Here is a 24,572-nt window from a genome sequence, read left to right as displayed (position 1 = left end):
GGGTGCGCAGGCGCACCCCGATAGCTAGCAGGCGCGCAGGTGCTGCGCTCTACGTCCACTCGACGGCGGGGACGGAAAAGGGGCGGCACACTGCTGCACCCGCCCCACCAGAGCGATCATTTCCCCCACTCCCAGCGACCGCAGAAATTCGCCCATCGCCTGCAGGTCGTCGCCGGCTACATCCGGCTCCACCCGGCGCAGGGCCTCAATCACACCCAGTTCTGCGCGGCTGAGGACGCTCGCATCATCGCCGAATATCAAGCGCGTGAAGGTGTCCACGATGACAATTTCACTGAGTTCGCCGGGCGCACTGTCACCCCGGCGCAGATTATCCTGTGCCATGCTAGCCTTTCCCCGCGCCCCGTAACGCGGGCCGCTCCCTATCCTTTATTGTTCAGTATGGTCCAGGAGAACCACCCGACCGGATAAATTTTAGGCAATATTCACAGGATTGCTTATTTTTTGTCCGCTTTTATCAGAACGCGGCATTGCCCGGCGTGCGCGGGAAGGGAATGGCGTCGCGCACGTTTTCCATGCCGGTCACGTAATTAAGCAGGCGCTCAAAGCCGAGGCCGAAACCCGCGTGGGGCACGGTGCCGTAGCGACGCAGATCGCGGTACCACCACAGTTCCTCCCGCAGGTGCTTATCCATGCGCGAATCCAGCACATCCAGGCGCTCCTCGCGCTGACTGCCACCGATGATCTCGCCGATGCCGGGAGCCAGTACATCCATCGCCGCCACCGTCTTTTCGTCGTCGTTGAGACGCATGTAGAAGGCCTTGATGTCGCGCGGATAGTTCATCAGCACCACCGGGCGGCCGACATGCTTCTCCGCCAGGTAGCGCTCGTGCTCCGAGGCCAGGTCGACACCCCAGCTCACCGGGAATTCAAACTTTTCGCCGCAATTCTCGAGGATGCGAATGGCCTCCGAGTACTCCATGCGCTCGAAGCGGTTGTCGATCACGCTGCGCAGGCGCTCCAGCACAGTATTGTCGATGCGCTGCTGGAAGAAGGCCATGTCGTCCTCGCGCTCCTCCAGGACCCGGGTGAACAGGTACTGGAGCAAATCCTCGGCGAGATCGGCGTTGTCGTTGAGGTCGGCGAAAGCGATCTCCGGCTCCACCATCCAGAACTCCGCAAGGTGGCGGCTGGTGTTGGAGTTCTCGGCGCGGAAAGTCGGGCCGAAGGTGTAGACCTTGCTCATCGCCAGGCAATAGGACTCCACTTCCAGCTGGCCGGATACGGTGAGGAAGGCATCGCCGCCAAAGAAGTCCTGGCTGTAGTCCGGCTGGCCATCGGCGCCCCGCGGCAGGTTGACCGCGTCCAGGGTGCTGACCCGGAACAGCTCGCCGGCGCCCTCGCAGTCGCTGCCGGTGATGATCGGGGTATTGATCCAGTGGAAGCCGCGCTCATAGAAATAATTGTGAATGGCATTGGCCAGCGTCGTGCGCACCCGGGTAATGGCGCCGAAGGTGTTGGTGCGCGGCCGCAGGTGGGCCTGGGTGCGCAGGTATTCAAAGGTATGGCGCTTTTTGGCGATGGGATAGGATTCGGCATCCTCGACCCAGCCCTGCACACTGACCACACTGGCCTGGATTTCCACACTCTGGCCCTTGCCCTGGGACTCCACCAGTTCCCCGGTCACGGTCACCGCGCAGCCGGTGGACAGCTTCAGTATCTCCGACTCGTAGTTGGCGAGTGAGTCGGGCACCACCGCCTGGATGGGGTCGAAACAGGAGCCGTCGTGGACCGCCAGGAAAGAGATGCCGGCCTTGGAGTCGCGCTTGCTGCGCAACCAGCCGCGCACCTCTACAGTGGCGCCGATGGCGGCCTCGCCGGTCAGGGCGGCGGCAACAGAAACAGTGTGTGTCATGGGGCTCTCCGGCGGGATGGTAACAGGCGCGGAGGATACCGAAACCGCGCCGGTGCCGCCAGCGAGAGCACCCGGTGCCGGGCCTCAGCGGGCGATGCGGTTGATGGTCGTGCCATTGAGATCCAGGTTGCCCAGCACGCCGGCGTCGTTATAGCTCAGCCCCAGCACCGGTGGTGCATTGCTGGTGGTTTCCAGGCGGCCACGCTCGTCCACCCGCACTTTGGTCACCCGCTCACTGACACCGATTTTCCAGTTGATGGTGTTGCGAAAATCCACCAGCGACTGCTGGTTCATAAACAGCAACACTTCCACCTTGCGGCCGCCCTCAGTGGTCATATCATGGGGAGCGCCGGCCGAGGCGTAGTAGGCCACCGGTTCCCCCTTGATCAGCAGGGCCCCCTCGCCGTAGCGCCCGCGCTCGCCGAAACCCATTTCCACCACATCCGGAAACACCAGCACACCGCTGGCCCGGCTGATCAGTTTGTCGATTTCCTTGGCGTGGTGGCGCAGCTTCTCCAGCGCTACCTGGCTCTTGCTGACAATTTCCGTGCGATCATCAGCCCGGGCCAGGCCCGCCACAAGCAGCATGCCAACGATCAGCGCACAGGCCGCGCGCCAGTGATATCTCCGTGCTTTCATCCCGAATCCCCGCTCGATTTATCTTTTATCCCGTTCAGCCAAAGCTGAAAGCTTCGCCGACCAGTTCTTCCGACAGACGCCACAGGCGCTCCGCCAGTTCCGGGTCAGTGGCATAGGATTCTACTCCGCCGGCACCGCCCTGGCTCGCGACTTCTGCCAATTGACAGTCCTCCAGGTAGCGCCCCCCCTGCCCGGCCAGAGCTGGCGCGGTAGCGGCATAGGCACTGGTGGCCGCCCCCTGGGGAATGGTCTTGAACAGGCTGCGGGGTTTTTCAGCGGCGGCGGGTTTGCCACCCGAGACGCTGGTAGCCCGGGCGCGAATCGCCTCCATATCGGCTGCATCCAGATGGCGGCCAAGCTCGGTCATGATCATGCCGGGATGCACCGCAAAAACGCGCACACCGTGGGGCGCCAGGCGCGTATCCAGGCCGACACTGAACAACACGTTGGCGGTCTTCGATTCGCCGTAGGCCTGCCATTTTTCGTAGTCGCGCTGCCGGTAATTCGGGTCGTCGAAGTCAAACGCGCCAAAGCGGTGACCCGCGGAGCTGAGATTGACCACCCGCGGCTCGCCGCCAGCGGCGGCAGAGGCCTGCAGCGCCGGCGCCATCAGGCAAGTGAACAGGAAGTGGCCGAGGTGATTGGTGCCGAACTGCATCTCGAAGCCCTGGGCAGTGCGCTGCAGGGGGCAGGCCATCACACCGGCGTTGTTGATCAACAGATCGACCCGCGGGTAGAGATCCAGCAGGGTGGCGGCGGAATTGCGTACCTTGTCGAGATCAGACAGGTCCAGCAGCGCACTGTCCAGTTGCCCCGGCAGGTCCTGCTGTTCCAGCCCCGCCAGCGCCGCGTCCAGCTTGGCGCGATCACGGGCCAACAGCACCACCGTCGCCCCGCGGGCGGCCAGCGCCCGGGCGGTCTCCATACCCAGGCCCGATGATGCACCGGTAACCATTGCCAGTTGGCCCGACAGGTCGATACCGGCGAGTACCTCGTCGGTGGTCGAGGCAAAACCAAAATCCGCCATTCCCTTTTCCTTATATTTGTCCGCTGTTCGATTGTGTCAGAGAATCAAGGTAGACGTTAATCCCGCAAGGGCCTATTCCCGATACAAATGACCGCACCAAAGGAACCGTTATGGGCGAATCCCGCGCCACTATCGAGGCCGGCAGCTACATCAGCTTTGCCACCCGCAAGCGCTCCGGCGAGTTTGTACCCACTCCGGTGTGGTTTGCCCCGGCGGGCGGCAGCTACTACCTGTTCTCCGCCGGCGAGGCCGGCAAGGTCAAGCGCCTGCGCAACTTCAGCACAGCGCGCATCGCCCCCTGCACCGTCACCGGCAAAGTCACCGGCGAGTGGCTGGACGTCGAGGCTTTTTTGCTGGAATCCCCCGCGGACTGCGCCACCGCGCTGGCGGCACTGCGGCGCAAGTATGGGCTGCAGATGCGCATTGGCGACCTGTTCGCGCGCCTGACTGGCCGCTTTGACCGCCGCGCCTATATCCGGGTGGACGTCAGCAGCACCGATTAGCGCGCCGCCAGGGCCTCGCGCCGGATAAGGTCGAGCTGCAGGCGATAGTCGTCGATGTCGCCGCGCAGGGTTGCCCCCTTGATGGCGCGACCAATATAGTCGGTGGCGGCATCGTAGTCGCCGCGACGGTACTCGATAATACCCAGTGCGTAGAACAGGCGGGCATCGTCGCCGCGCAGGTCCAGGGCGCGCTGGTAGTGCAACAGGGCGGCGTCCCAATCGCCCGCCTCCCCGGCCTGGTCCCCCAGCCAGGCGTGATAATAGGGGTTGGCCTCACGATAGCGCGCCACCCGTTCGGCCCAGTAGGCCTGCTCATCGCTGCGCCCCTGACGCTGGTAGAGCACCAGCAGGTTGTTCATCGCCGAACGATCTCCCCCGTCCAGCTGCAGGGCGCGGAAATAACTGCGTTCCGCCGGCCCATCCTGCCCCGCCGCACGATAGATTGCCCCCAGATTGACCCACAACTGGCCCATATCGGGGCTGATCTGCAGCGCCTTCACCCCCTGTTGCCAGGCCGCGGCCAGATCTCCCGTCGCCAGCGCCTCCATCGCCAGGTTGTTGTGGTGCAGAGCCCGCGCTTCGCCATCGGAAAGGGTGCGGCTGTCGGCGATATCGCGGGAGGGCAGCGGATCGATATCCACCATGTACTGCTCGCCACTGGGCAGACGCACCAGCACATTCACATGCAGGCGCAGGGCCACCCGCTCGCCAATGCGTGTCCATTGCGGACGGACTTCCAGCCACTGGTAGCGGGCGTCCAGCCCCGCCTCCCGCGCCAGGGCAACAAACAGGTGGGCGTAACTGAGGCAATTGGCGGTGCCCCGCTGGAAGACCTGCTGTGCGGTACCATCGGAAAACGCATCGTAGCGCATGCCCAGCGTACCGCTGCCCTTCACCGCCGAATGCAGGTTGATCAACCGCTGCCGCGGCTGGGCAGCACTGCGGGCGTAGCTCGCCACAAAGTCGCGCATCGCTTCATCCAGGTCCAGCAGGCCCGGGCTATCGAGGGACGCCGCCGCTTCCAGCGTCACCACCTGCCCCTCGAACTGCAGGGGCGGCAGCGCAGTCACCGCATCGCGAAAAGAGGGTTGGTGGGAACAGGCGGTCAGCAGGAAAACAGGAAACAGGAAAACGACAAAGCACCTGCGCCGGCTGCCGCACCAGCGCCAAAGCCCTGCGCCGCGCACAGGTCCTGCCATGGCGTCCTCCTGCGCGCCGCATCGTCTGACCACAGCGGCGCGTACCTTGGAGTATAGTCCCCCGGGGCAATCAGGGTGAGCGTCGCCCCTTCAGCGCGCCTTGCCGTACTGCAACTGGCAGAACAGCTTCGCCAGAGTCTCGACGTAAGTCACATCAGCAGCCGAGAAGCGGTCCGCCGTGGGGCTGTCTATATCCAGCACCCCGGTACAGACAGCCCCCTGCCAAAGCGGCACCACCACCTCCGAGCGCGAGCGCACATCACAGGCAATATGCCCGGGAAATGCATGCACATCCGGCACCACCTGCGTCGCACCCTGTGCCACCGCAGCACCGCAAACCCCCTTGCCCACCGGAATGCGCACGCAGGCGGGCCGCCCCTGGAAGGGCCCCAGCACCAGTTCCTCACCCTGCAGGAAATAGAAGCCGAGCCAGTTGATATCGTCGAGCTGTTCGTTGAGGAAGGCCGAGAAATTGGCGGCGTTGGCGATCAGGTCGCGTTCACCGGAGAGCAGGCCGGTGAGCTGTTGTTTGGCTTCGGAGAGTGGGAGCATGGAGTCAGGCCGCCGTATGCAGCCCGCACTCCCGCCCGTCCATCACCTTGGTCGGATCGAAATAGTGCTTGCAGGTCGGCAGCCCGTGTTCCGCCATGTAGGCCTCCACCTGCGCATCCGACCAGTAGAAAATCGGCGCCACCTTCACAATCCCGCGGGCATCAAGCGACACCGTGTCGAGCGTCTTGCGATGCTCCGTCTCCTCCCGGCGAATTCCGGTCAGCCAGAAATCCGGCTTGAACTCGGCCAGGGCGCGGTCGAAGGGTTCCAGCTTCACCTGGCGGGTGAACTCCGCGTGGCGCTCCTCTTCGTCCACCGTGGGAATGCCCCCCATAATCGCGTTGCGGCGCTCCGAGGTCATCTGCGGCGAGTAGACGTGAATGTTCAGGTCCAGGTCGCGAATCAGGCGCTCCGCCACCACATAGGTGTCGCGCAGGTTATAGCCCGTGTCCACCCAGATAGTCGGCACCGAGGGATCGACCTGGCTCACCAGGTGCAGCATTACCGCGGCGTTGCGGCCCATGCTGGTAGTGGCGATGGTGCGCCCGCCCTGGGCAAGGGCCCAGCGCACCGCCTCCTCGGGAGAGGCATTGCGCAATTCGGCGTTGGCGCTGTCGACGTTCAGTTGCAAAACGGAGTAAGCCTTGTAGCTTGTACTGGACGCGAAACTTTAATGAATCAAAACAGCCGAGACAAATAACGATCTGATATATGGATATAGCCGGCCAATCGCTCCGTTAGTGCCTCCGCGGGGGAATCACCGGGGTCGGCGCAAGCTGGCGATTGGCCAGTGCCGCGCCGGCGATCCTGACCTGTGGGCGAATTCTGGCATAGTCCAGGCGCACCTTGTTCAGGGCGCGGACCGCATCCACCTCGCTGCTGCCAATCTGCACGCTCGAGCCGGTGAGTGGATTGGTCACGAAAAGGTCAGGCGATGAAAAGTAAGGCAGGCTCACGCCGCTGCTCAGCATGATGGTATTGGCGCCGCGACGCGTCCAGGCCCGGCCAAAGGGAAAGGTCGCCAGGTTATCGCTGGCACTGGTCAGCTCGTGATCGAGGCCCAGGTTATGGCCCAGCTCGTGGGCCAGTGTGATCGCGTCCCAGTGACAGGCCGTCACGCCGATCTGATAGTTTTCGAGGGCATCCACTACGCCTATGTAGGCCTGCCCGCAGTACTCGGCTTCGGCAGACAGGTGAATAAACGAATGTACCAGATCCGCCTCGTAAACCGCCTTGTTACTGAGTAATGAACGATAAGCGCCGGAACCATCGCGCATGTCGTTCAGTACCCGATCCGTTGGCTCGACCCCGCCCATGGGTGACAGCGTTATCGGTATGACACCGGCAATGCCGAACTTCATGTGCACGCCCGACTGCGCCAGCATGCGATTCACCGCGGTGACCTGCCTGCGCACCAGCTCCTCCGGACTTAGCAGGCCGGCGGCGATCTCCTGGATACTGCGATCCACATAGAACAGAACCGACACCACGTGCACAACGTCAACCTCGCTGAGATCCGCAAATGACCAGAAGCTGTTCAGCTCGTCACCGTAGCAATCTATATAGGGGTGGGTCGCTCGCGAGTGGCCGGAGTAATCCGTGTTACAGATGGGCACGAACTGCGGGATCAACTGGAACTGGCCCTCGGGTAGATCCTCGCCGAGGGCCGCGCTATCCATGACTACCCTCGGCTCGCTGCTGCCGCCGAACAGATGCCTGTCGCCCCTGCGCCAGTGGCTGAACTGGAAGTCCCGCTGCGGGCGGGCGGCCACAGCGTGACGGTCGCCGGGGCGGAAATCGAGTGCCAGGTCGGCGCAATGCTGCACATTGTCCACCTCGACGCAGCCCCGCTCCTCATCCACGCCAATCTCTACCCGACAGCCCGCCAGTGCCAGCAACACCGCTATCACGACCTGAGCCCTTAATCCCCGAATCACGCGCACATCCTTTACCCACCAGCCGCTATTATGCCCTACAGCTCGGACCTGCAAAGCAAACACAGCATAGCCGCCAGCAACACCGCTACCACGGAAAAACCGCCACTTTCACTGGCACTCAGACGCCATTGCAGACCAACGACCGGCGCCAGATACTGCTATCTACCTATAACAGACAGCGAGTACCCGTATGAACCTCTCACTCTGCGACAAACTCGGCATCGACTACCCCATCTTCGCCTTCACCCACTGCCGCGACGTGGTGGTGGCGGTCAGCAAGGCCGGTGGCATCGGCGTACTGGGGGCGGTGGGCTTCAGTCCGGAGCAGCTGAAGGAAGAGCTCGACTGGATTGAGGAACATATCGGCGACAAGCCCTATGGGGTGGACATCGTGATCCCCCAGAAGTACGAGGGCATGGGCGACATGAGCGCCGAAGAGCTCGAGAAAAAACTGTGGGAGATGGTGCCCCAGGGGCACATCGACTTCGCCCAGAAACTGCTGGCCGACCACGGTGTGCCCGAATGGCCGGATGGCACCACCAGCATGGGCCTGATGGGCTGGACCGAGGCCACCGCCACACCGCTGCTGGAGGAGGCCCTCACCCGGCCCGGCTGCAAGCTGATTGCCAACGCGCTCGGAACTCCGCCGGCGGACAAGATCAAGCAGGTGCAGGACTCCGGCCGCCTGATCGGCGCCCTGTGCGGCAAGGTCAAGCAGGCCGTGGCCCACAAGGAGGCCGGGCTGGACTTTGTGGTGGCCCAGGGCGGCGAAGGGGGCGGACACACCGGCGATGTCGGCTCGGTGGTGCTGTGGCCGCAAATTGTCGATGCCATTGGCGATTTGCCCATGCTCGCCGCCGGCGGTATCGGCAACGGGCGCCAGATCGCCGCCGCCCTGGCCATGGGCGCCGCCGGGGTGTGGACGGGTTCGCTCTGGCTCACCGTGGAAGAAGCCCACACCCAGCCGGCGCAGAAGCAGTCCCTGCTGGATGCCACCAGTGAAGACACCGTGCGCTCCCGCTCCTGGACCGGCAAGTCCTGCCGCATGCTGAAAAACGAGTGGACAGAGGCCTGGGAGCGGGAAGATACCCCCGATCCTCTGGGCATGCCGCTACAGGGGCTGGTCACTTCCGACGGCATCCGCCGCACCTCCGTCTACGCCGACAGGGGCGAGTGCCAGAAGGTCGCCTTCAACCCCTGCGGCCAGGTAATCGGCCAGATCAACCAGGTGGAATCCTGCCGCCAGGTGATGCAGCGCCTGCTGGAAGAGTATGTGGATGCGGTGGCGATGGCGGGGCGCATGCTGCCCGATAGCTAACGCGTAGCGGATAACACAGCAAGGGCGGCACCGCACAGCGGGCCGCCCTTTTCAGTTTGAAGAACGCTGGAAGCGTTTGAGCGCTTCCGCTCAGAAAGACACCTGCAGGCTCAGCCAGTAATTGCGCCCCGCCGCCATCACGTTGTAGTGGTCGGTGAACTGCACCTCGTCGGAGTCCGCTTCGTAGAGGCCATCGCCATTGAGGTCGACAAAATCCGTGCTGTAGGTCGTAAAGTCTTCGTCCAGCAGGTTGTTGACGCGCCCGGTGAGAGCGATGTTGTCGGTAATGGCGTAGCGGATACCCAGGTTCCACAGGTCGTAGTTCTCGTAGTACTGGGCCCTGTCCAGCAGGTCGTTCCAGCCGCGGTAGCGGTCGGAGCGGAACTCGCCCTGCAGGGTCAGGGTCAGGCTGTCGAGCGCCTGCCAGTCGAGGGTGACGTTGGCCATGTGCTCTGCAGTGTTGGTCAGGGGTTCACCTTCCTGGGGGCCGCTCTTCTGCTCGCTGTCGGTCCAGGTGTAGTTGGCGTTCAGGCTCCAGCGCTCGCTGATCAGGTAGCGGCCGGCCACTTCCACACCCTGGATATCGACGTCGTCGATATTGATGTTCTGGCTGTAGGTGGTGTAACCGAGCTGGTCGTAGGCGCCGAGGTTCACGCAGGGGCGTACACCGCCGGTCACCTCACAGCTCATCACCGTGTCGCCGCGGGCGATCTTGTCCTCGAAGGTGGTGTTGAAGTAGGTGACGTTGAATTTGTGGCCGTCCTCGCCCTCCCAGTACAGGGCCACTTCGCTGTTCACGCTGGTTTCCGGCTCCAGTTCCGGGTTGCCGGCGAAGGGCGAGGTACCCTGGCCGCCAAAACCGGTGATGCCATCGTAGAGATCGGTCGTCTCGGGCGTCTTGTAGCCGGTGGCCACGCCGCCCTTGACCGTCCACGTCGGGGTCAGGGCGTACACACCGTAGAGGCGCGGGGACACCTGGCTGCCGAACACGTCGTGCTCGTCGTAACGCATGCCGGCGGTGACCGTCAGCGGGGTGATCGGGCTCCAGCTATCCTCCACGAACAGGGAGTACATCTTCTGTTCCTGCACGGCGCCGGGATTGTTGCTTTCCATGCCGAACACGCCGTCTTCCAGTTCGCCATCGATCACCTGGCCACCCACCACCAGCATGTGGCTGCCGAAAGCCTGCAGCGGAATATCGAGGCGGGCGTCCAGGGTGTACTGGCTGCTGTCCAGGGGACGGGCCGGGCGCGGCAGGAAGGTAGCCTCGGCCAGATCCTTGCGCGCCTGCTCGGCCATGCCGGCGTAGTCGCCGGTGCCGTAATACATTTCCGCCAGCAACAGGCGCTCGTCCACGGTCAGAGGCAGGGTGCGGCCCTCGTTTTTGGTGTCCACATAGGCCAGCGAAACCGTACTGGTACCGAAGTTCCAGTTGCCCTCGTGGCTCAGGGACCACCACTCGCGGCTGAACTCCTGGTCGGCGGCATAACCGGCGCGGGGATTGAGGTTGCCGCCACGCTCCTGCCACAGGGCCTCGATGTTGTCCCTGGTGCCCAGCGGATAGCTCAGCTCGCCGCTGTCAGGATTGATGAAAGGCGTGTTGTCGTAGACCTGGCTGGACCTGTCGTAGTCGAAGCGCACAGCGTTGCGATCGCCGGGCGTCCAGGTCAGGGTGAAACCGTATTCCCCGGTTTCGCTCTCCACCGTGCGGCCGCCGCCGCCAAAGCCGACACTGCGCACATGAACGTCGCCATTGGGGTCGAGGATGGGCTCCAGTTCCGGCGAGGACGCTTCTGTCTCGTAATAACTGCCGCGCACGCCAAGACCCAGAACGTCCTTGATCAGGGGCCCTGTTGCGGTGAAGTCCACCTGCATATCGTTGCCGAAATCGTCGTTCTCCTGCAGCGTGCCGCTGAGGCTGATGGAGCCGTACCACTCGTCGGTTACTTTTTTGGTGATGATGTTGATGACTCCGCCCAGAGCATCGGCGCCGTAGAGAGTGGAGGCCGGGCCGCGGATGACTTCGATACGCTCGATGGCCTCTGCCGGGGGCATGTGGCCAAAGGCGTTGCCGCCGAAGTTATTGGGGTAGATGTCGCCGTGATTGTTCTGGCGCTTGCCGTCGATCAGGTACAGGGTGTACTCGCCGGTCAGGCCGCGCATGCTGACACTGCCCTGGCCGGTCTTGTCCCGGGTGGTGCCGATATCGATACCCTCCTGGTACTTGAGCATGTCCAGCAGGTTGACGTGGGGGCGGGACAGAATCTCCTGCTGGGAAATCACGGAAATACTGGCAGGTGCGTCGGTCAGCTTCTGCTCGTAGCCAGCGGCGGTGACCACCATCTCTTCCATGGCGCGGGGTTTGCCGCCGCCCGATTCCGCGGCTATTGCCGTTTCGGCAAGCGCAACGGCAATAGCGGATGACAGGGCGGCGCGGCGGAAGACCGCGGTAAATTGGGCGGGTGTGTGCATCGTGTCTGTCCCCAGAAGAAAGTTCTAATGAAAATGTAGACGCGAATGATTCCCAATATTAAATAAAAGTTCTACAAGAGTTTCTGATTACTTTTTGTTATCAGCTGGTGAGATTGGCACCCGGGACAGCGAGCATTCGGCAGCCCCAGCCTGCTACAGAGGCCATACAGATAGGATACGCCGCCTCCGTCGCGAAGGCGGCAGGGCCGGTCAGGCGGCTGCGGACAGCGCGCTCTCCAGCTCGTCGTGCAGTTCCAGATACTGCTGCGTCAGTTTGTGGCTGGGCGCCAGGTCAATCAGCGGGCGGTGTTCGCGGTGCGATTCGCGCATTTTCACGGAACTGGACAGGTAGGTCGCCAGCACCGGGTAGCCCTCGTCCTCCAGTTCAGCCACCAGCTCTCCGGGCAACCGCGCCTGACTGTTGAACTGGTTGATGACAATGCCCTCCACCTCCAGGTCGGGATTGTGGTCCTCCTGCAGTTCGGCGATGTTTTCCATCAGGGCGTAGAGGCTCTGGCGGGCGAAGCTGTCGCAGTCGAAGGGCACCAGAACCGCGTTGGCGGCGATCAGGGCAGACTTGGAATAGAAGTTGAAACTGGGCGGTGTATCGATATAGATGCGGTCGTACTCCTCGTCCAGCTTGTCGAGGGCATCGCGCAGCTTGTAGATCTTGTAGCGCGATTCCAGCTCCTTTTCCATCTGGGTCAGCACCGGACTGGAAGGCATCAGGTAGAGGTTGTCCCAGGGCGTCTCCCAGACGAAGGAATCCGGGTTATTGCGCATCTTGCGCGGCCCGACCGTCTGCTTGAACAGCCCCGCCACACCCTGGGCCTCCGCCGGGAAGGACTCGGCGTCGATCTCACCGACCAGGTAGTGGGTGGTGTTGCCCTGGACGTCGAGGTCCAGGACCAGGGTGCGATAGCCCTGCCGGGCGGAGATAGCGGCGAGATTGCAGGTGATGCTGGTCTTGCCGACACCGCCCTTCTGATTGAATACAACGCGTCTCATACAGCGAATGAACCATTTTCGGCCTGGTGGGGGAAGCCCCCGAGTGTAATCAATGGCCGTTGGCAATGTAAGCGCGGGGGCAGATTTTGCCTCAGGTCGCCCACACCCGCTGGTAGAGATCGACAATATCCGCCACCTCTGGCAGGCGCGGATTGTTGCCCGGGGAGCCCGAGGCCAGGGCCTGTTCAGCCATCAGTGGCAGCAGCGCTTGCCAGCGCCCGGCGTCGATGCCCCAGGCTGCCGGGCCGGGCACTTCCAGGTCGGCGTTCAGTTGTCGCAGCCCCGCCACCAGCTTGTCCAGCGCAGCGTCTTCGCCGTCGCCGGCACCGGCCATTCCCATCACTTTGGCCGCCTCGGCATAGCGCGCCGGGTTGCCCGGCAGGGACCAGGCGGTCACCTCGGGCAGCAACATCGCGTTGGACAGGCCGTGGGGCACATGGAAGTGGGCACCGATGGGGCGACTCATGCCGTGAATCAGGGTCACCGAGGCGTTGGCGAAGGCCATACCGCCCTGGGTCGCCGCAAGCATCATCGCCTCGCGGGCGCGCCGGTTATCCGGCTCGCTGCAGGCGGTGCGGATATGCCGGCTGATGATGCGCATGGCCGACAGGGCCACACCATCGGTAAAGGGGTTGGCCTTGCGGCTGACCCAGGCCTCAAGCGCGTGGCAGAGGCTGTCGAGGCCGGTATCGGCGGTGAGGCGCTTTGGCATGGACAGGGTCAGCTCGAAGTCCACCAGCGCGGCTTCCGGCACCAGCCCCAGGCCCATGCAGAGCATTTTTTCCTCGCTCCCGGTATCGGTGATCACCGCCGCGCGGGTCACCTCCGAGCCGGTACCGGCAGTGGTCGGTACCGCAATGACCGGCGCTGCACTGTGGACCGCCGCGGGCACTTTGTAATCGCGCATGCGACCGCCGTGACGGGCCAGCACCGCCACGGCCTTGGCGGTGTCCAGGGAACTGCCGCCACCGAGGGCGATCAGGCAGTCGTAGTCACCTGCCTGCCAGGCGGCGAGGCCCGCATCTACGCTGTCCGTGGTGGGGTCGGGCACACAGTCACCGAACAGCCCCCAGGGAATGCCCGCGGCTGCCAGCGGCGCTGTCAGGCGTTCGCAGAAGCCCTGCGCCACCATGAAGGGATCGGTCACCAGCAAGGGCCGGCGATAGCCCAGTTCCGCCAGTACCGCCACCAGTTCACTACTGGCGCCGGCGCCGATGCGCAGGATGCGCGGAAGCGTGATATTGGCGCTCATGGAAACCTCCCCGGCGGGCGCTTGTGATTCAGTCCTTGACGGCGATCAGGTGCACGTCGAACACCAGTGCAGTGTTCGGTGGAATGGTACCGCCTGCACCCTGTTCACCGTAGGCCAGTGCCGGCGGGCAGGCAATGCGCCACTTGTCGCCCACATTCATCAGCTGCAGCGCCTCGGTCCAGCCGGGAATGACCTGGTTGACGCCAAACTCGGCGGGTTCGCCGCGCTCCACCGAGCTGTCAAACACCGTGCCATCGACAAAGGTGCCGTGGTAGTGCACCACCACCTGGTCAGCCGGGCCGGGGGAGCCTTCGCCACTGCCGGCTTCCAGCACTTCGTACTGCAGGCCGCTGGCGGTGGTGGAGACCTCCTCGCGCGCCGCGTTGGCGGTGAGAAACTGGCTGGCCAGCTCGGCGCGCTTCTGCGCCAGCTCCGCGGCGGCCGCCTTCTGCCTGTCCTGGATCGCCTGGTAGCTGGGGTTGAGCTCGGCGTCTGACAGCAGGGCCTGCTGCTCGCTGAACCAGTGCTGCATGCCGGCCATGACCGCCTGCAGGTCCAGCCCCTCGAACTGGTTGCGGCGCAGCTGGTCGCCAAACTGCAAACCGAAGCCATAGCTGACTTTCTGCTCGTCAGTGGACAGTTCCACCTCGGGTTGTAGTGCCATGAAAATATTCCACTATGCTGGAGTAAGAAAGGAAGGCGGCACCTTACCACAATCGCGACCGGCCACGGGCGGGAAGGAGGCGACCATGACCGAAGACATCGACGACGTTCTCGACTTCTGGTTCGGTGAATTGAACGACGAAGGTATGCCCAGGGAAGACCGTCACGGACTCTGGTTTCGCAAGGACGCCGACACCGATGAATTCATCCGCGCCCGCTACGGCACCCTGGTGGAACAGGCACTGGCCGGTGAGCTGGGCGCCTGGGCGGAAAACGACCGCGGCCTGGTGGCGCTGCTGCTGTTGCTGGACCAGTTCCCGCGCAATCTGTTCCGCGACGATGCCCGCGCCTTCAGCGGCGACCAGCGCGCCTTCGAACTGGCCCAGGCCTTCATTGCCGCCGGCCACCACCAGCGCCTGCCGGCCATTCACCAGGTGTTCGTTTTTATGCCGCTGGAGCATGCCGAAGACGCGGACGCCCAGGAGGAATGCGTGGCCCTGTTCCGGGAGCTGGAGGCCATAACCGGTCACCCCGACTTCGCCGGTTTTCGCCGCTACGCGCAGGCCCACCGCGACGTTATTGTCCGCTTCGGCCGCTTCCCGCACCGCAATGCGGCCCTGGGCCGGACCACCACTGCGGAAGAGCGGGCCCATCTGGAGGAACACGGCGGCTTCTGAAGCCGGTGCTCAGCGGGTTTCGACCGGCACCAGCGAGTAGCGCTTGCCGGTCATCTCGGCATGCCAGACTTCGAAACGGCCGGATTCCAGGTCGCGATAGGCCTGTTCCACCGCATTGTTCACTTCCGGGTAGGCCACGTCCCGCCACGGGCACTCTGCGCGGGAAAAGAAGGCGCAGTCCAGCGACTCTGCCCCGGGCAGGGTGAAGTCGCTGTCCACCGTGGCGCGAAAGCCGACGTAGATCTGGTTGATGAAGGTCAGGGTACCGGTCATGTAGAGCTGCAGGCGCTGCGGGTCGATCAGCACCCCGGTTTCTTCCCGCAACTCCCGTGCGGCGCCCTCGGCCAGGGTTTCGCCGCCCTCCAGGTAGCCGCCGGGGATGGCCCACAGGCCGGCCTTGGGTGGCAGCGCGCGGCGAATCCACAGCAGGCGCTTGCCGCTGGCGATAAAGCAGGTCACCACCACCATGGGCGATTCACAGCGCGGCTCGCCGCAGGCCGGGCAGAACTGGCGGTTGCGCACCTGCCCCGCCACGGTGTAGGGAACCAGCGCCCCGCCACATTCGGGGCAGTACTGCATGCTCATGGCACCCTCCCCTTTGCCCGCAGCCTTACTTCGACGGCAAGGTAGCACTTTGCATACACCGGCGCATTGTGGGATATGCTGTGCAGTCCATTTTTCCGGATGCGTGACTGCCATGGCAAACCCGACCCCCTCCGTGCAACTGCTGCTCACCGGCAACGAGATCATGAGCGGCGACACGGTGGATTCCAACTCTGCCCTGATCGCCCGCCGCCTGGGGGAACTCGGCATCCCGGTGCTGCGCAAGGTGACGGTGGGCGACGACCGCGCCCTGCTGGTACGCGAACTGGCGGCGATGGCGCAAGAGGCGGAGCTGGTCATCGTCAACGGCGGGCTCGGGCCCACGGTGGATGACCTCACCGCGGAAGTCCTGGCGGCGGTGGCCGGCGTGCCGCTGGCGGAGCACCCCGGCGCCATCACCCACCTCGAACAGTGGTGCGCCAGGCGCAATCTGCAGCTGAACGCCGCCAACCGCAAACAGGCCATGCTGCCAGCCGGCTGCCAGTTGGTGGACAACCCGGTGGGCAGCGCCGTGGGCTTCGAACTGGCCGTGGGTGCCTGCCGCATCATCTGTACCCCGGGGGTGCCCGGTGAGCTGAAAAAAATGCTGGACCTGATCGTGGCGGACCTGGCGCAGCGCTGGGGGACGGGCAGCGAGCACAGCGTACTGCGCCTGCAGACCTTTGGCCTGGGGGAGTCTTCGGCCCAGCAGATCATCGCCGATGCCTGCCCCGACTGGCCGGCGGACGTGGAACTCGGATTTCGCGCCGGTGCGCCGCAGATGGAGATCAAGCTGAGCGTCACCAGCCGCGCAGCCCTGCCGGCCCGCGAACGCTGCCGCGCGCAGCTGGAAGCCCTGTTTGGCGATCACATCATCGGCGAGGGGGATATCCAGCTGGCGGAGGCAGTGCTGGATCTGTTGCGCGCACAGGGCAGGACCCTGACCACCGCAGAGTCCTGCACCGGCGGTCTGATCGCCAGCATGCTGACCCGTATCGCGGGCTCCTCCGACGCCTTCCACGCCGGCTTTGTCACCTACGACAACGCCATCAAGGCCGCCGTGCTGGGGGTCAGCGAGGACACCCTGCGCGAGCACGGGGCGGTCAGCGAGGCAGTGGTGCGACAGATGGCCGCGGGGGCCCTGGCCAGAGCGGACGCCGACTACGCCATCGCCGTCAGCGGCATCGCCGGCCCCGGCGGTGGCAGCCCGGACAAACCGGTGGGAACGGTGTGGCTGGCCTGGGGCGATGCGGACAATATTGAAGCGCTGCAACTGTGCTGGCCGGTAGAACGCACCCTGTTCCAGACCATGCTCGCCGCCGCCGGCCTCGACATGATCCGCCGCCGTCTGCTCGGCCTCAACAGCCAGCCGCGCTACTTCGCCCAGCGCCGGGTCGGCTGACCCCTCGCCCTGTTCGCCCTACTCGCTGTCAATGGGCGGCAAATCAGGCTCCGTCCGGGGCACGCGGTGCCACACCAGGGAGTGGAAGCGGGTGACCTCGCCCACCTGATCCTTGCCGCTCAGTACCAGGGTCTGGCCGTCCAGCTCTGCGTGGCGCAGCTGTTCGCTGCCGGGAAAGTTGGGGTTCAGGCTCTGGCTGACGTAGTGGATGACATCGCCGCCCTGTACCCGGAAGCGGCCGGCGTAGTGAAAGTAGCTGGCGTAGGCCTCTGCCTTGGCCGCATCCGGCAGGGTGCGCGGACTCTCCCCCTCAGGCAGGGGGGAGCGATCGGGGCGACAGACAGAGGCGCTCATCCAGCCGTCCGCGGTGTAGAGCAGCAAGCCCTGCGGGTCTTCGCCAAAGGGGTTGCTGAGCTTGTCGCTGTTGGAATAGCCGATGGTCCAGGATTCCAGCTGCCAGGCGCCCACCAGGTCGCTCGTTTGAATCATCGTTGGCTCCTCATCTGTTCAGGGTTGTAACTGCTCAATGCGCCAGCCCTTGTCGCTCTCTCGAGTGTAGCGGAAGCGGTCGTGCAGGCGATGGGCGCCGCCCTGCCAGAACTCGATGCGCTCGGGCACCACGCGGTAGCCGCCCCAGAAGTCCGGCATGGGGATCTCGCCGCGACCAAATTTATCGCGCATTTTCTGTACCTGGGCTTCCAGCACGGCGCGCCTGGAGATGGGCCGGCTCTGCTCTGATGCCCAGGCCGCCAGCTGGCTCTCCCGCGGGCGACTGAAAAAGTAACGCGCCGACTCGGCCACACTCATTTTTTCCGCGCGCCCGCCGACAATGACCTGGCGGTCCAGTACGTTCCAGGGAAACAGCAGTGACACCTGCGGGTTGACCGCAATATCCCGGGCCTTGTTGCTGCCGAAATTGGTATAGAACACAAAGCCCGCGGTGGACACCCCTTTCATCAGCACGATGCGCTGCCAGGGCAGACCACTTTCATCAATGGTGGCCAGCACCATGGCGGTCGGGTCCTGCAACTCACTGCCCACGGTCTGCTCCAGCCAGAGCTCGAACTGGCGGATCGGGCAGTCGTCCAGCATCTCCCGGCTGAGGCCGCCGGCCAGGTACTCGCGCCTGAAGTCCTCGTATCGCATGGGGCCTCCTGTTAGGCTTGCGGGGCAGACATGGTAGAGGCGGGTCAATGGAAGGTAAAGCGGCAGTGGACGCCGGCATGCCGGTAATCGAAAGCGCATCCGAAGGGCAACTCGACGCCCTGGTCGCGACCCTGAGCGACGCCTTTGAGCACGACCCGATCCTCAACTGGATCTTCCCCGACCACCGCGTCTACCCCGATCTGTTCCGCTTGATCCTGCGCGACAGCGGCCTGCCCCGGGGCATGGTGCAACTGGAACGGGAAGGCCGCGGTGCCGCCCTGTGGCTGCCGCCGAATATTCCCTTCGAACTACCGCCCGGGATCGCCCTGCTGAAACTGGTGCTGCGCTGCCTGTGGCGCATGGGCCCCGGGCCGCTGCGACGCCTGCAACAGCAGGCCGGATTGTTCGCCCGCCACAAACCGGCAGAGCCCCACTTCCATTTACAGTTTATCGGTGCCCGCCAGCGCGACCAGGGACAGGGCGTGGGCGCGGCACTGCTGAAGGCAGGCCTGCGCGCCTGCGACATCCAGCACATGCCGGCCTATCTGGAGTGTTCCAATCCCCGCAACCTGCCGCTCTACCAGCGCCACGGCTTTGAAACGGGGGCGGAAGCCGATCTGCCAAACGGCGGCCCGCATGTATGGTTTATGTGGCGCGAGGCGCGCTGATCGCCCGCATCGTTACCACGGCAACAATGCATCTGGAACCGTAACTGGTCGGATATCAGGGCAGGGGCGGGAAGCTCGCGAGCACCGCGCGCGCCGCCTCGCGCCGCTCTTCTGCCGTCAGCGCGTCGACATCCGGCGCCATACGGGTATCCACTGTCGCCCGCCACAGCGGCCGCCCGTCACGCCTGTCCAGCACATCCACCACCAGAGTGCCCGGCTGCCACGACGGCATACCCACCTCCGCCACCGCCGGACCACAGCGCCAGCAGCTATAGAGGCTCATCCTGTCGTAGGCGGTATTGGCATTGGGATCGCTACCCGCCAGATACCAGCGCAGCAGCACATCGGCGTTGGCGGCCTGTTCCACCACGGTTATGCCCTTCGCCACCACCGCCGCGGCAAGGGCCCGGCTGATGGCGTCTACCCGCTCCCGGCCAAGCCCGGCAACCTGATCCTCGCCCGGCGGCTGCAGGGCCAGGCTGTGCACCCGGCTGAAATCGTAATCCTTACTGTAATCGACACGCGGTGCCGGAACCTCGGTGGCGCAGCCGGTGGCCAGCAGGCAAAGCGCCAGCCAGAGATGGCGCAGGGATTTTACTGTCACTGCATGTTCCTTGTTGCGTTGGGTATGGTTGGGAACGCCTCCGTTGGGAACGCCTCCGTTGGGGGCGCGTTCGCTGGGAGCGCCTTCGTTGGCGGCGCCATCGCTGGGTAGATCTTAACCCGGCCCGCTCTGATCCGCCGTGCTGGGCCAGACGGGAGCCCTCTGCATCACCGCCGGAATCTGTGGAAAGGCGTAAAAAGTCCGCCACTGGTCGCCAAAGTCCTGCCCCAGGGAGCGTCCGAACACCTGCTGGTACTGCGCGTCCATGGCGTCCTGCAGGGCGTCCTGGCAGCCCGGTTCGAGCAGCGCGATCGCCTCCATCAGTCCCTCCAGCCGCAGGCGTTGGCCCGGGGGCACATCCAGCCCGGCCTGCAGTGTTTCGAACATCGCCCGCCACCGCCGTCGCGCCTCGTTCCACAGTACTTCCATGGCGTGCCCATGCTCTGCCTGACAGCGCAAAAGTATGCGCTGCCGGGCAAAACAGTTAAAGTTCTGCCTGAAATTTCCGGGGGAGAACACAGTGATCCGCGCGCTTCGCACCACACTACTGGCCTTTATCGGCTTTACCGTCCTGCTACAACCCGTGGCCCAGGCCCGCCAGGCCGCCGATGCCCAACTGCCCATCATCGACTACCGCAGTCGCTTCCTGCCGGTAGTGGCCGAGCACGGCATGGTCGCCGGGCCCGAAGTGCTGGCCACCGAGATCGGCCGGCAGATACTGCAGCAGGGCGGCAACGCTGTCGACGCCGCCGTGGCCACCGGCTTTGCACTGGCCGTCAGCTACCCCCGGGCGGGCAACCTGGGCGGCGGAGGTTTCATGCTGATCCACCTGGCCGAGGGCGACCGCCAGACCCTGATCGACTACCGCGAAACCGCTCCCGCCGCTGCCGGCCGGGATCTCTACCTGGACGATGAAGGCCAGGTGGATCGCATGCGCATGTACTTCAGCCACCAGTCTGCCGGCGTGCCCGGCACGGTGGCGGGCCTGCTCTATGCCCTCGAAAAATACGGCACCATGAGCCGCCAGCAGGTGCTGGCACCGGCCATCGCCCTCGCCGAGCAGGGCCTGCAGGTGTCCTTTGCCCTCAACTTCGAGATCAACGCCCGCGCCGAGCGCCTGCGGGACAACCCCGAAGCCAGTCGCCTGTTCTTCAAGGCCGATGGCAGTGCCTACGGCATCGGTGAAACCTGGCGCCAGCCGGACCTGGCCTGGACCCTCAGGCAGATCGCCGAACATGGCAACAAGGGCTTTTACCGGGGCGAGGTCGCAGAGCGCATCGCAGCCGAGATGAAACGCGGCGACGGCCTGATCACCCTCGCGGACCTGGCTGCCTACAAGGCGGTCGAGCGCGAGCCGGTGCGCGGTACGTTCCACGATTTCGAAGTGGTTTCCACGCCGCCGCCCTCCTCTGGCGGTATCCACATTATCCAGATGCTGAACATGCTCGAAGGACTGCCGTTGGCGGAGGCCGGCCACAACAGTGCCGCCTACCTGCACTACCTGGCGGAAAGCATGAAGCGCGCCTACGCCGACCGCAGCCAGTACCTGGGGGATACCGACTTTGTCGACGTGCCGCTGCAGCTTCTCACCAGCAAGGACTACGCCGCGCGCCAGCGCGCCACCATCGATCCGCAGCGGGCCACCCCCGCCAGCGCCATTCGACCGGGGGCCGAGATGAAGGCCGAGAGCAAGGACACCACCCACTACAGCGTTGCCGACGCCGCCGGCAATGTGGTCAGCAACACCTATACCCTCAACTTCAGCTTTGGCTCCCACATCGCCGTGCCCGGCACCGGCATGCTGCTGAACAACGAAATGGCGGACTTCGCCGCCGCTCCCGGCAGCGCCAATGCCTACGGTCTGGTGGAGGGCGAGAGCAACCGTATCGAAGGCGGCAAGCGCCCGCTGTCCTCGATGAGCCCGACTCTGGTATTCCGCGACGGCAAGCCCTGGCTGGCCACCGGCAGCCCGGGCGGCAGCGTGATCATCACCACCGTGTTGCAGACCATTCTCAACGCCATGGTCTTCGACATGAACATCGCCGCCGCCGCGGCCGGTGCGCGGGTGCACCACCAGTGGCTGCCGGATGTGCTGCAGGTGGAACAGGGCGTGAGTCCCGACACGATCCGGCTGCTACAGGAGATGGGCCACACGGTGGAAGCCAGCGACCGCACGCTGGGACGCACGCAGTCGATCATGCTGGAAAACGGGCATCTGTACGGGGCTACCGATACGCGCAGACCGGGAGGGCATGTGGCGGGCTATTAGGAGGTAATTGGTACCCTGAAACCGCACGCGCAGCGCGTAGGGCACTTCCGAGACACACCGTAAATACTTCCTTGTAGGCTCGACAGCGGCCGTCCAGGCCGCTGACGGTCCCGGAAGTGCCCTACGCACCACACGTGCTCCGGTGGAGCTGACTCCAGTTTTTCCACTTCGAAAGCAAAACTATAGAATCTCGCACCAATGCAGGGCGTGAGCTGGAGATACGCCTCCACGGACCGTCAGCGCCCTGGAGAGCCTGCCCCTCTTTTCGGGCATGGCCGTTGAAGAGCGCGACATGGATGTCATGCTTGTAGCGTGTCCGGGGAGGCGTATCTTCAGATCGCGCCCGAGCTACGAGTCACCCCTACCAACACAAAGAACCACACAAAAAACTTCCAGAAGCTACTTCGGCAACCGCACCTTGGCCGTCTGCCGCGACAGGGCGACGAGATTGCCCAAGCTATCCCAGTATTCACCGTCCTCCTCGATCACCCCCTCGGTCAGGAAGCGCGAAGCGAGGCGGGCCTTGATCGGACCCGGCGCCGGTAGCGCCCGCAACTGCACCGTCAGTTCCACCGTGGGCACCCAGCCGACCAGCCCCACCAGGTCCAGGGCCGGGGGAGGAAAAGCGTCGGCGAACATCAGCAGGCCGATCGGGTCGGGGTCAGCGCCGTCGGCGTGCGCCACCCAGCCGCCAAACACGCCGCCACCGCCCGGCTGTTGGCTGAGGAAAACGTCCCCGCCCTCCGCGAGACGCAAATCCACCCGCTGGCGAAACTCCAGCTTCGGGCCGCCGCGCACCGGGCAGTCGGCAAAGGCCGGGTAGTCCGGCGCCGACGTCTGGCTCCAGTTGGGGCCGCTGAGACGCTCCAGGTCCGTGTAAGCGGCGGTGACCACCACTTTCAGCTCGCCCTCCTGGTAGAGACGCGCGCTGGCGTGGGAGGTATTGCCACCCCGCCTGAGGACATCCACCTCGCAATCAATCGGGCCCAGCGCAGTGGGTGCGAGATAGAAGGCATTGATGGCCAGCGGGTCCCGGTGCGGCAGCGCCTCCGACAGCGCGCGGCCCGCCAGTGCCAGTACGTAGCCGCCATTGGGCACGGCACCGATGCGCCAGCCTTCGAATAACTCTCCCCGCCAACGGCCTTCTGCCACCTTTTCCACAGCGGTTTCACGCGCAAACTGTCCCACAGGGCTTTCCTCATGCCAAAGTTGAAGTGGCGCACAGTCTAACAGGCGAAAAACATCCGGGTTGCGCGCATTTTTGTGTGTCTCTGGCTACAGTGTATATACTGAAAAACAGGCATGAGATGGAACTGCGCCGGTGAACAATAAGCAAACACCTCGCCCCGGCCTGCCCGGGACGCCCCTGCGCCGCCTGTTGCTGGCAGTGGGGCTGCTTTGTATCGCCAGTCCGGGCAGTCTTGCCGGCGACACCCCGGAGGAAGTTGCCGAGCAACTGCAGTCCAGTGCCGACAGCGCTGTCAGCGATCCCAATCAGCCCGTGGAACCCGGCAGTTCGCTGGACGAGCTGACCCGCGACCAGGATCGCCTCGACATACAGTCCTACCGGAACGTTATCGCCGACATCGAGAAAAACGAAGGCGCCTACAGCCCCAACGTGGCAGAACATCTGATGAGCCTCGGCAGCGCCCTGCAGCAGAGCGGCGAACACGGCGAAGCCATCGCGGTGTTCAAACGCGGCGTCCACCTGTCGCGCATCAACGATGGCCTCTACGGCGCGGAACAGATTCCCCTGCTGCAGTCGGAGATCCGCAGCCACATTGCCCTCGGCGACTTCGCCGCCGCCGACGAGCGCCAGGTCTACCTGTACCGCGTACAGTTGCGCAGTCTTTCCAGCGGCCCGCGCCGGGCCAACGCCCTGATGCAACAGGCCGGCTGGCAACAGCAGGCCTACGAGATGCGCCTGGGCGAGCACGGCTTCAACCGCCTGATGAACATGTGGGATCTGTATCGCCTGGCCCTGAATGACATCATCAAGCGGGAAGGCGAGAACTCGCCCTCCCTGCTGTCGCCCCTCTACGGTATGCTGCGGGCCCAGTACCTGATCTCCGACTACCAGAGCGAGAGCAGTTCCGGCTTCGGCTCCGAGTACGACTTCGCCGAGCGCCAGGGGCAAAACCGCTTCAACGCCTACCGCGCCCAGAGCTACAAGAAAGGGCTGTCGGTGATACGCGCCATCCAGGACATCGAAACCACCCTGCAGCCCGACAATGCCGCGGTGACCGCCAATACCTACCTGCGGCTGGCGGACTGGATGATGTGGCACGGCCAGGACGACGAAGCGCTGGACAATTATCGCAAGGCCTTTGCGGAACTTGCCGCCAGTGATGATGCCCAAACACTCGAGCGGGAACTCTTTGGCGTGCCCGTGGCGCTGCCCGCGCTGGAAGGCGTTGAGGCACTGCCACCCACCGTGGCAACGGAACAGGGCAACGCGCTGCTGGAATTCAGCGTGACCGAAAACGGCCGCCTGGTGGACCTGGAACGGATTGACGACAATGACGACAACGACGCCAAGGTCAATCGCCTGATGCGGCAATTGCGTAAAACCCAGTTCCGGCCGCGCTTTGAGGCCGGGGAACCCGTGGCGACTAACGATATCGTGTGGGCCTATGACAGCAACAACTGGTAAGCCGTCCGGACACTGGCGCCGCGGTGCGCTAACGGCAGCCGTGGCTTCGGCCTGCCTGCTGCTGGCCGGCTGCCCCAGCTCCAGCAACCCCACGATGCCCCAGCCGCCGTCGATGCCGAGCCCGAGTA

Annotated in this window: 25 protein-coding genes; 7 read left to right on the top strand and 18 right to left on the bottom strand. The window is 64.5% G+C overall.

The window, feature by feature from the left end:
- Window positions 1–24: 24 nt before the first annotated feature.
- The 4 genes from FVW59_RS18610 to FVW59_RS18595 form a co-directional block, all read right to left on the bottom strand.
- A complete protein-coding gene (locus FVW59_RS18610; protein WP_148065886.1) occupies window positions 25–342 on the bottom strand; it encodes a hypothetical protein in 318 nt (105 codons plus the stop codon).
- A gap of 133 nt (window positions 343–475) precedes the next feature.
- Window positions 476–1,873, bottom strand: coding sequence for an asparagine--tRNA ligase (gene asnS, locus FVW59_RS18605; protein WP_148065885.1), 1,398 nt, complete (start codon window positions 1,871–1,873; stop codon window positions 476–478).
- Between the two features lie 84 nt (window positions 1,874–1,957).
- Window positions 1,958–2,512 carry a lipid-binding SYLF domain-containing protein gene (locus FVW59_RS18600; protein WP_148065884.1) on the bottom strand — a complete coding sequence of 185 codons (555 nt, stop codon included), beginning with the start codon at window positions 2,510–2,512 and terminating at the stop codon, window positions 1,958–1,960.
- A gap of 34 nt (window positions 2,513–2,546) precedes the next feature.
- Window positions 2,547–3,539, bottom strand: coding sequence for an SDR family NAD(P)-dependent oxidoreductase (locus FVW59_RS18595; RefSeq protein ID WP_148065883.1), 993 nt, complete (start codon window positions 3,537–3,539; stop codon window positions 2,547–2,549).
- 110 nt (window positions 3,540–3,649) lie between these two features.
- On the opposite strand from FVW59_RS18595, the gene FVW59_RS18590 reads away from it, so the two are divergent.
- Window positions 3,650–4,042: a PPOX class F420-dependent oxidoreductase gene (locus tag FVW59_RS18590; RefSeq protein WP_148065882.1), complete on the top strand. Its 393-nt coding sequence runs from the start codon at window positions 3,650–3,652 to the stop codon at window positions 4,040–4,042.
- Here FVW59_RS18590 and FVW59_RS18585 read toward each other — a convergent pair.
- From FVW59_RS18585 to FVW59_RS18570, 4 genes are all read right to left on the bottom strand, one after another.
- On the bottom strand, window positions 4,039–5,241 hold the full coding sequence (locus FVW59_RS18585) for a transglutaminase domain-containing protein (RefSeq protein WP_148065881.1): 1,203 nt from the start codon (window positions 5,239–5,241) through the stop codon (window positions 4,039–4,041). The genes FVW59_RS18590 and FVW59_RS18585 overlap by 4 nt on opposite strands.
- Window positions 5,242–5,331: 90 nt before the next feature.
- Window positions 5,332–5,793, bottom strand: coding sequence for a GAF domain-containing protein (locus FVW59_RS18580; protein ID WP_148065880.1), 462 nt, complete (start codon window positions 5,791–5,793; stop codon window positions 5,332–5,334).
- 4 nt (window positions 5,794–5,797) lie between these two features.
- Window positions 5,798–6,424, bottom strand: a complete 627-nt coding sequence (locus tag FVW59_RS18575) for a phosphoadenylyl-sulfate reductase (RefSeq protein WP_148065879.1) — start codon at window positions 6,422–6,424, stop codon at window positions 5,798–5,800.
- Between the two features lie 106 nt (window positions 6,425–6,530).
- The gene (locus FVW59_RS18570) at window positions 6,531–7,730 is read right to left on the bottom strand and encodes a zinc-dependent metalloprotease family protein (protein WP_148065878.1); all 1,200 of its coding nucleotides are present in this window, start codon (window positions 7,728–7,730) and stop codon (window positions 6,531–6,533) included.
- 190 nt (window positions 7,731–7,920) lie between these two features.
- Here FVW59_RS18570 and FVW59_RS18565 point away from each other — a divergent pair, with 190 nt between their 5' ends.
- Window positions 7,921–9,048, top strand: coding sequence for an NAD(P)H-dependent flavin oxidoreductase (locus FVW59_RS18565; protein ID WP_148065877.1), 1,128 nt, complete (start codon window positions 7,921–7,923; stop codon window positions 9,046–9,048).
- Between the two features lie 90 nt (window positions 9,049–9,138).
- Here the strand turns inward: FVW59_RS18565 and FVW59_RS18560 are convergent, their stop codons facing one another.
- The 4 genes from FVW59_RS18560 to bamJ form a co-directional block, all read right to left on the bottom strand.
- Window positions 9,139–11,520 (bottom strand): TonB-dependent receptor domain-containing protein, encoded by a 2,382-nt coding sequence (locus FVW59_RS18560; RefSeq protein ID WP_148065876.1) that lies wholly within the window; start codon window positions 11,518–11,520, stop codon window positions 9,139–9,141.
- A gap of 210 nt (window positions 11,521–11,730) precedes the next feature.
- Window positions 11,731–12,528, bottom strand: coding sequence for a ParA family protein (locus FVW59_RS18555; protein WP_148065875.1), 798 nt, complete (start codon window positions 12,526–12,528; stop codon window positions 11,731–11,733).
- A gap of 91 nt (window positions 12,529–12,619) precedes the next feature.
- Entirely contained in the window at window positions 12,620–13,780 is a 1,161-nt protein-coding gene (locus FVW59_RS18550; RefSeq protein WP_148065874.1) for an iron-containing alcohol dehydrogenase, read from the bottom strand.
- A gap of 28 nt (window positions 13,781–13,808) precedes the next feature.
- Window positions 13,809–14,444 carry a BamJ family beta-barrel-assembly machinery protein gene (bamJ, locus tag FVW59_RS18545; protein ID WP_148065873.1) on the bottom strand — a complete coding sequence of 212 codons (636 nt, stop codon included), beginning with the start codon at window positions 14,442–14,444 and terminating at the stop codon, window positions 13,809–13,811.
- Between the two features lie 85 nt (window positions 14,445–14,529).
- On the opposite strand from bamJ, the gene FVW59_RS18540 reads away from it, so the two are divergent.
- The gene (locus tag FVW59_RS18540; protein ID WP_148065872.1) at window positions 14,530–15,120 is read left to right on the top strand and encodes a DUF924 family protein; all 591 of its coding nucleotides are present in this window, start codon (window positions 14,530–14,532) and stop codon (window positions 15,118–15,120) included.
- Window positions 15,121–15,129: 9 nt separating this feature from the next.
- On the opposite strand, the gene FVW59_RS18535 is transcribed toward FVW59_RS18540, so the two are convergent.
- Window positions 15,130–15,705: an NUDIX domain-containing protein gene (locus FVW59_RS18535; RefSeq protein ID WP_281290188.1), complete on the bottom strand. Its 576-nt coding sequence runs from the start codon at window positions 15,703–15,705 to the stop codon at window positions 15,130–15,132.
- 112 nt (window positions 15,706–15,817) lie between these two features.
- Here FVW59_RS18535 and FVW59_RS18530 point away from each other — a divergent pair, with 112 nt between their 5' ends.
- Complete coding sequence (locus tag FVW59_RS18530; RefSeq protein WP_148065871.1) at window positions 15,818–17,104, top strand: CinA family nicotinamide mononucleotide deamidase-related protein; 1,287 nt, start codon at window positions 15,818–15,820, stop codon at window positions 17,102–17,104.
- 18 nt (window positions 17,105–17,122) lie between these two features.
- Here FVW59_RS18530 and FVW59_RS18525 read toward each other — a convergent pair whose 3' ends face one another.
- Together FVW59_RS18525 and pdxH are read right to left on the bottom strand one after the other, a co-directional pair.
- Window positions 17,123–17,593 (bottom strand): lipocalin-like domain-containing protein, encoded by a 471-nt coding sequence (locus FVW59_RS18525; protein WP_148065870.1) that lies wholly within the window; start codon window positions 17,591–17,593, stop codon window positions 17,123–17,125.
- Between the two features lie 18 nt (window positions 17,594–17,611).
- Entirely contained in the window at window positions 17,612–18,250 is a 639-nt protein-coding gene (gene pdxH / locus FVW59_RS18520) for a pyridoxamine 5'-phosphate oxidase (protein ID WP_148065869.1), read from the bottom strand.
- A 47-nt stretch (window positions 18,251–18,297) separates the two neighbouring features.
- Here pdxH and FVW59_RS18515 point away from each other — a divergent pair, with 47 nt between their 5' ends.
- Entirely contained in the window at window positions 18,298–18,918 is a 621-nt protein-coding gene (locus FVW59_RS18515; RefSeq protein ID WP_148065868.1) for a GNAT family N-acetyltransferase, read from the top strand.
- A gap of 55 nt (window positions 18,919–18,973) precedes the next feature.
- Here the strand turns inward: FVW59_RS18515 and FVW59_RS18510 are convergent, their stop codons facing one another.
- Together FVW59_RS18510 and FVW59_RS18505 are read right to left on the bottom strand one after the other, a co-directional pair.
- Window positions 18,974–19,522, bottom strand: coding sequence for a DUF4136 domain-containing protein (locus FVW59_RS18510; protein ID WP_148065867.1), 549 nt, complete (start codon window positions 19,520–19,522; stop codon window positions 18,974–18,976).
- Window positions 19,523–19,636: 114 nt separating this feature from the next.
- Window positions 19,637–19,951, bottom strand: coding sequence for a hypothetical protein (locus FVW59_RS18505; protein ID WP_148065866.1), 315 nt, complete (start codon window positions 19,949–19,951; stop codon window positions 19,637–19,639).
- A 91-nt stretch (window positions 19,952–20,042) separates the two neighbouring features.
- Between FVW59_RS18505 and ggt the strand changes: the two genes are divergently transcribed.
- Window positions 20,043–21,791, top strand: coding sequence for a gamma-glutamyltransferase (gene ggt, locus FVW59_RS18500; RefSeq protein WP_246139794.1), 1,749 nt, complete (start codon window positions 20,043–20,045; stop codon window positions 21,789–21,791).
- A 399-nt stretch (window positions 21,792–22,190) separates the two neighbouring features.
- Here ggt and FVW59_RS18495 read toward each other — a convergent pair whose 3' ends face one another.
- Entirely contained in the window at window positions 22,191–22,979 is a 789-nt protein-coding gene (locus FVW59_RS18495; protein WP_148065864.1) for a thioesterase family protein, read from the bottom strand.
- A 133-nt stretch (window positions 22,980–23,112) separates the two neighbouring features.
- Between FVW59_RS18495 and FVW59_RS18490 the strand changes: the two genes are divergently transcribed.
- Window positions 23,113–24,444 carry an energy transducer TonB gene (locus FVW59_RS18490; RefSeq protein ID WP_148065863.1) on the top strand — a complete coding sequence of 444 codons (1,332 nt, stop codon included), beginning with the start codon at window positions 23,113–23,115 and terminating at the stop codon, window positions 24,442–24,444.
- Window positions 24,445–24,572: the final 128 nt, after the last annotated feature.

Origin of the sequence: Parahaliea aestuarii (assembly GCF_008064635.1) — a bacterium.
Lineage (GTDB): Bacteria > Pseudomonadota > Gammaproteobacteria > Pseudomonadales > Halieaceae > Parahaliea > Parahaliea aestuarii.
This window is presented reverse-complemented; position numbering and strand designations above follow the sequence as displayed.

Coding starts and splice junctions, on each gene's coding strand:
- FVW59_RS18585 (WP_148065881.1), bottom strand. CDS start 5,241: ATGGCAGGACCTGTGCGCGGCGCAGGGCTTTGGCGCTGGTGCGGCAGC.
- FVW59_RS18525 (WP_148065870.1), bottom strand. CDS start 17,593: ATGATTCAAACGAGCGACCTGGTGGGCGCCTGGCAGCTGGAATCCTGG.
- FVW59_RS18565 (WP_148065877.1), top strand. CDS start 7,921: ATGAACCTCTCACTCTGCGACAAACTCGGCATCGACTACCCCATCTTC.
- FVW59_RS18590 (WP_148065882.1), top strand. CDS start 3,650: ATGGGCGAATCCCGCGCCACTATCGAGGCCGGCAGCTACATCAGCTTT.
- FVW59_RS18610 (WP_148065886.1), bottom strand. CDS start 342: ATGGCACAGGATAATCTGCGCCGGGGTGACAGTGCGCCCGGCGAACTC.
- FVW59_RS18540 (WP_148065872.1), top strand. CDS start 14,530: ATGACCGAAGACATCGACGACGTTCTCGACTTCTGGTTCGGTGAATTG.
- pdxH (WP_148065869.1), bottom strand. CDS start 18,250: ATGCGATACGAGGACTTCAGGCGCGAGTACCTGGCCGGCGGCCTCAGC.
- FVW59_RS18530 (WP_148065871.1), top strand. CDS start 15,818: ATGGCAAACCCGACCCCCTCCGTGCAACTGCTGCTCACCGGCAACGAG.
- FVW59_RS18580 (WP_148065880.1), bottom strand. CDS start 5,793: ATGCTCCCACTCTCCGAAGCCAAACAACAGCTCACCGGCCTGCTCTCC.
- bamJ (WP_148065873.1), bottom strand. CDS start 14,444: ATGGCACTACAACCCGAGGTGGAACTGTCCACTGACGAGCAGAAAGTC.
- FVW59_RS18515 (WP_148065868.1), top strand. CDS start 18,298: ATGGAAGGTAAAGCGGCAGTGGACGCCGGCATGCCGGTAATCGAAAGC.
- FVW59_RS18555 (WP_148065875.1), bottom strand. CDS start 12,528: ATGAGACGCGTTGTATTCAATCAGAAGGGCGGTGTCGGCAAGACCAGC.
- asnS (WP_148065885.1), bottom strand. CDS start 1,873: ATGACACACACTGTTTCTGTTGCCGCCGCCCTGACCGGCGAGGCCGCC.
- FVW59_RS18600 (WP_148065884.1), bottom strand. CDS start 2,512: ATGAAAGCACGGAGATATCACTGGCGCGCGGCCTGTGCGCTGATCGTT.
- FVW59_RS18560 (WP_148065876.1), bottom strand. CDS start 11,520: ATGCACACACCCGCCCAATTTACCGCGGTCTTCCGCCGCGCCGCCCTG.
- FVW59_RS18550 (WP_148065874.1), bottom strand. CDS start 13,780: ATGAGCGCCAATATCACGCTTCCGCGCATCCTGCGCATCGGCGCCGGC.
- FVW59_RS18505 (WP_148065866.1), bottom strand. CDS start 19,951: ATGGAAGTACTGTGGAACGAGGCGCGACGGCGGTGGCGGGCGATGTTC.
- FVW59_RS18595 (WP_148065883.1), bottom strand. CDS start 3,539: ATGGCGGATTTTGGTTTTGCCTCGACCACCGACGAGGTACTCGCCGGT.
- FVW59_RS18535 (WP_281290188.1), bottom strand. CDS start 15,705: ATGAGCATGCAGTACTGCCCCGAATGTGGCGGGGCGCTGGTTCCCTAC.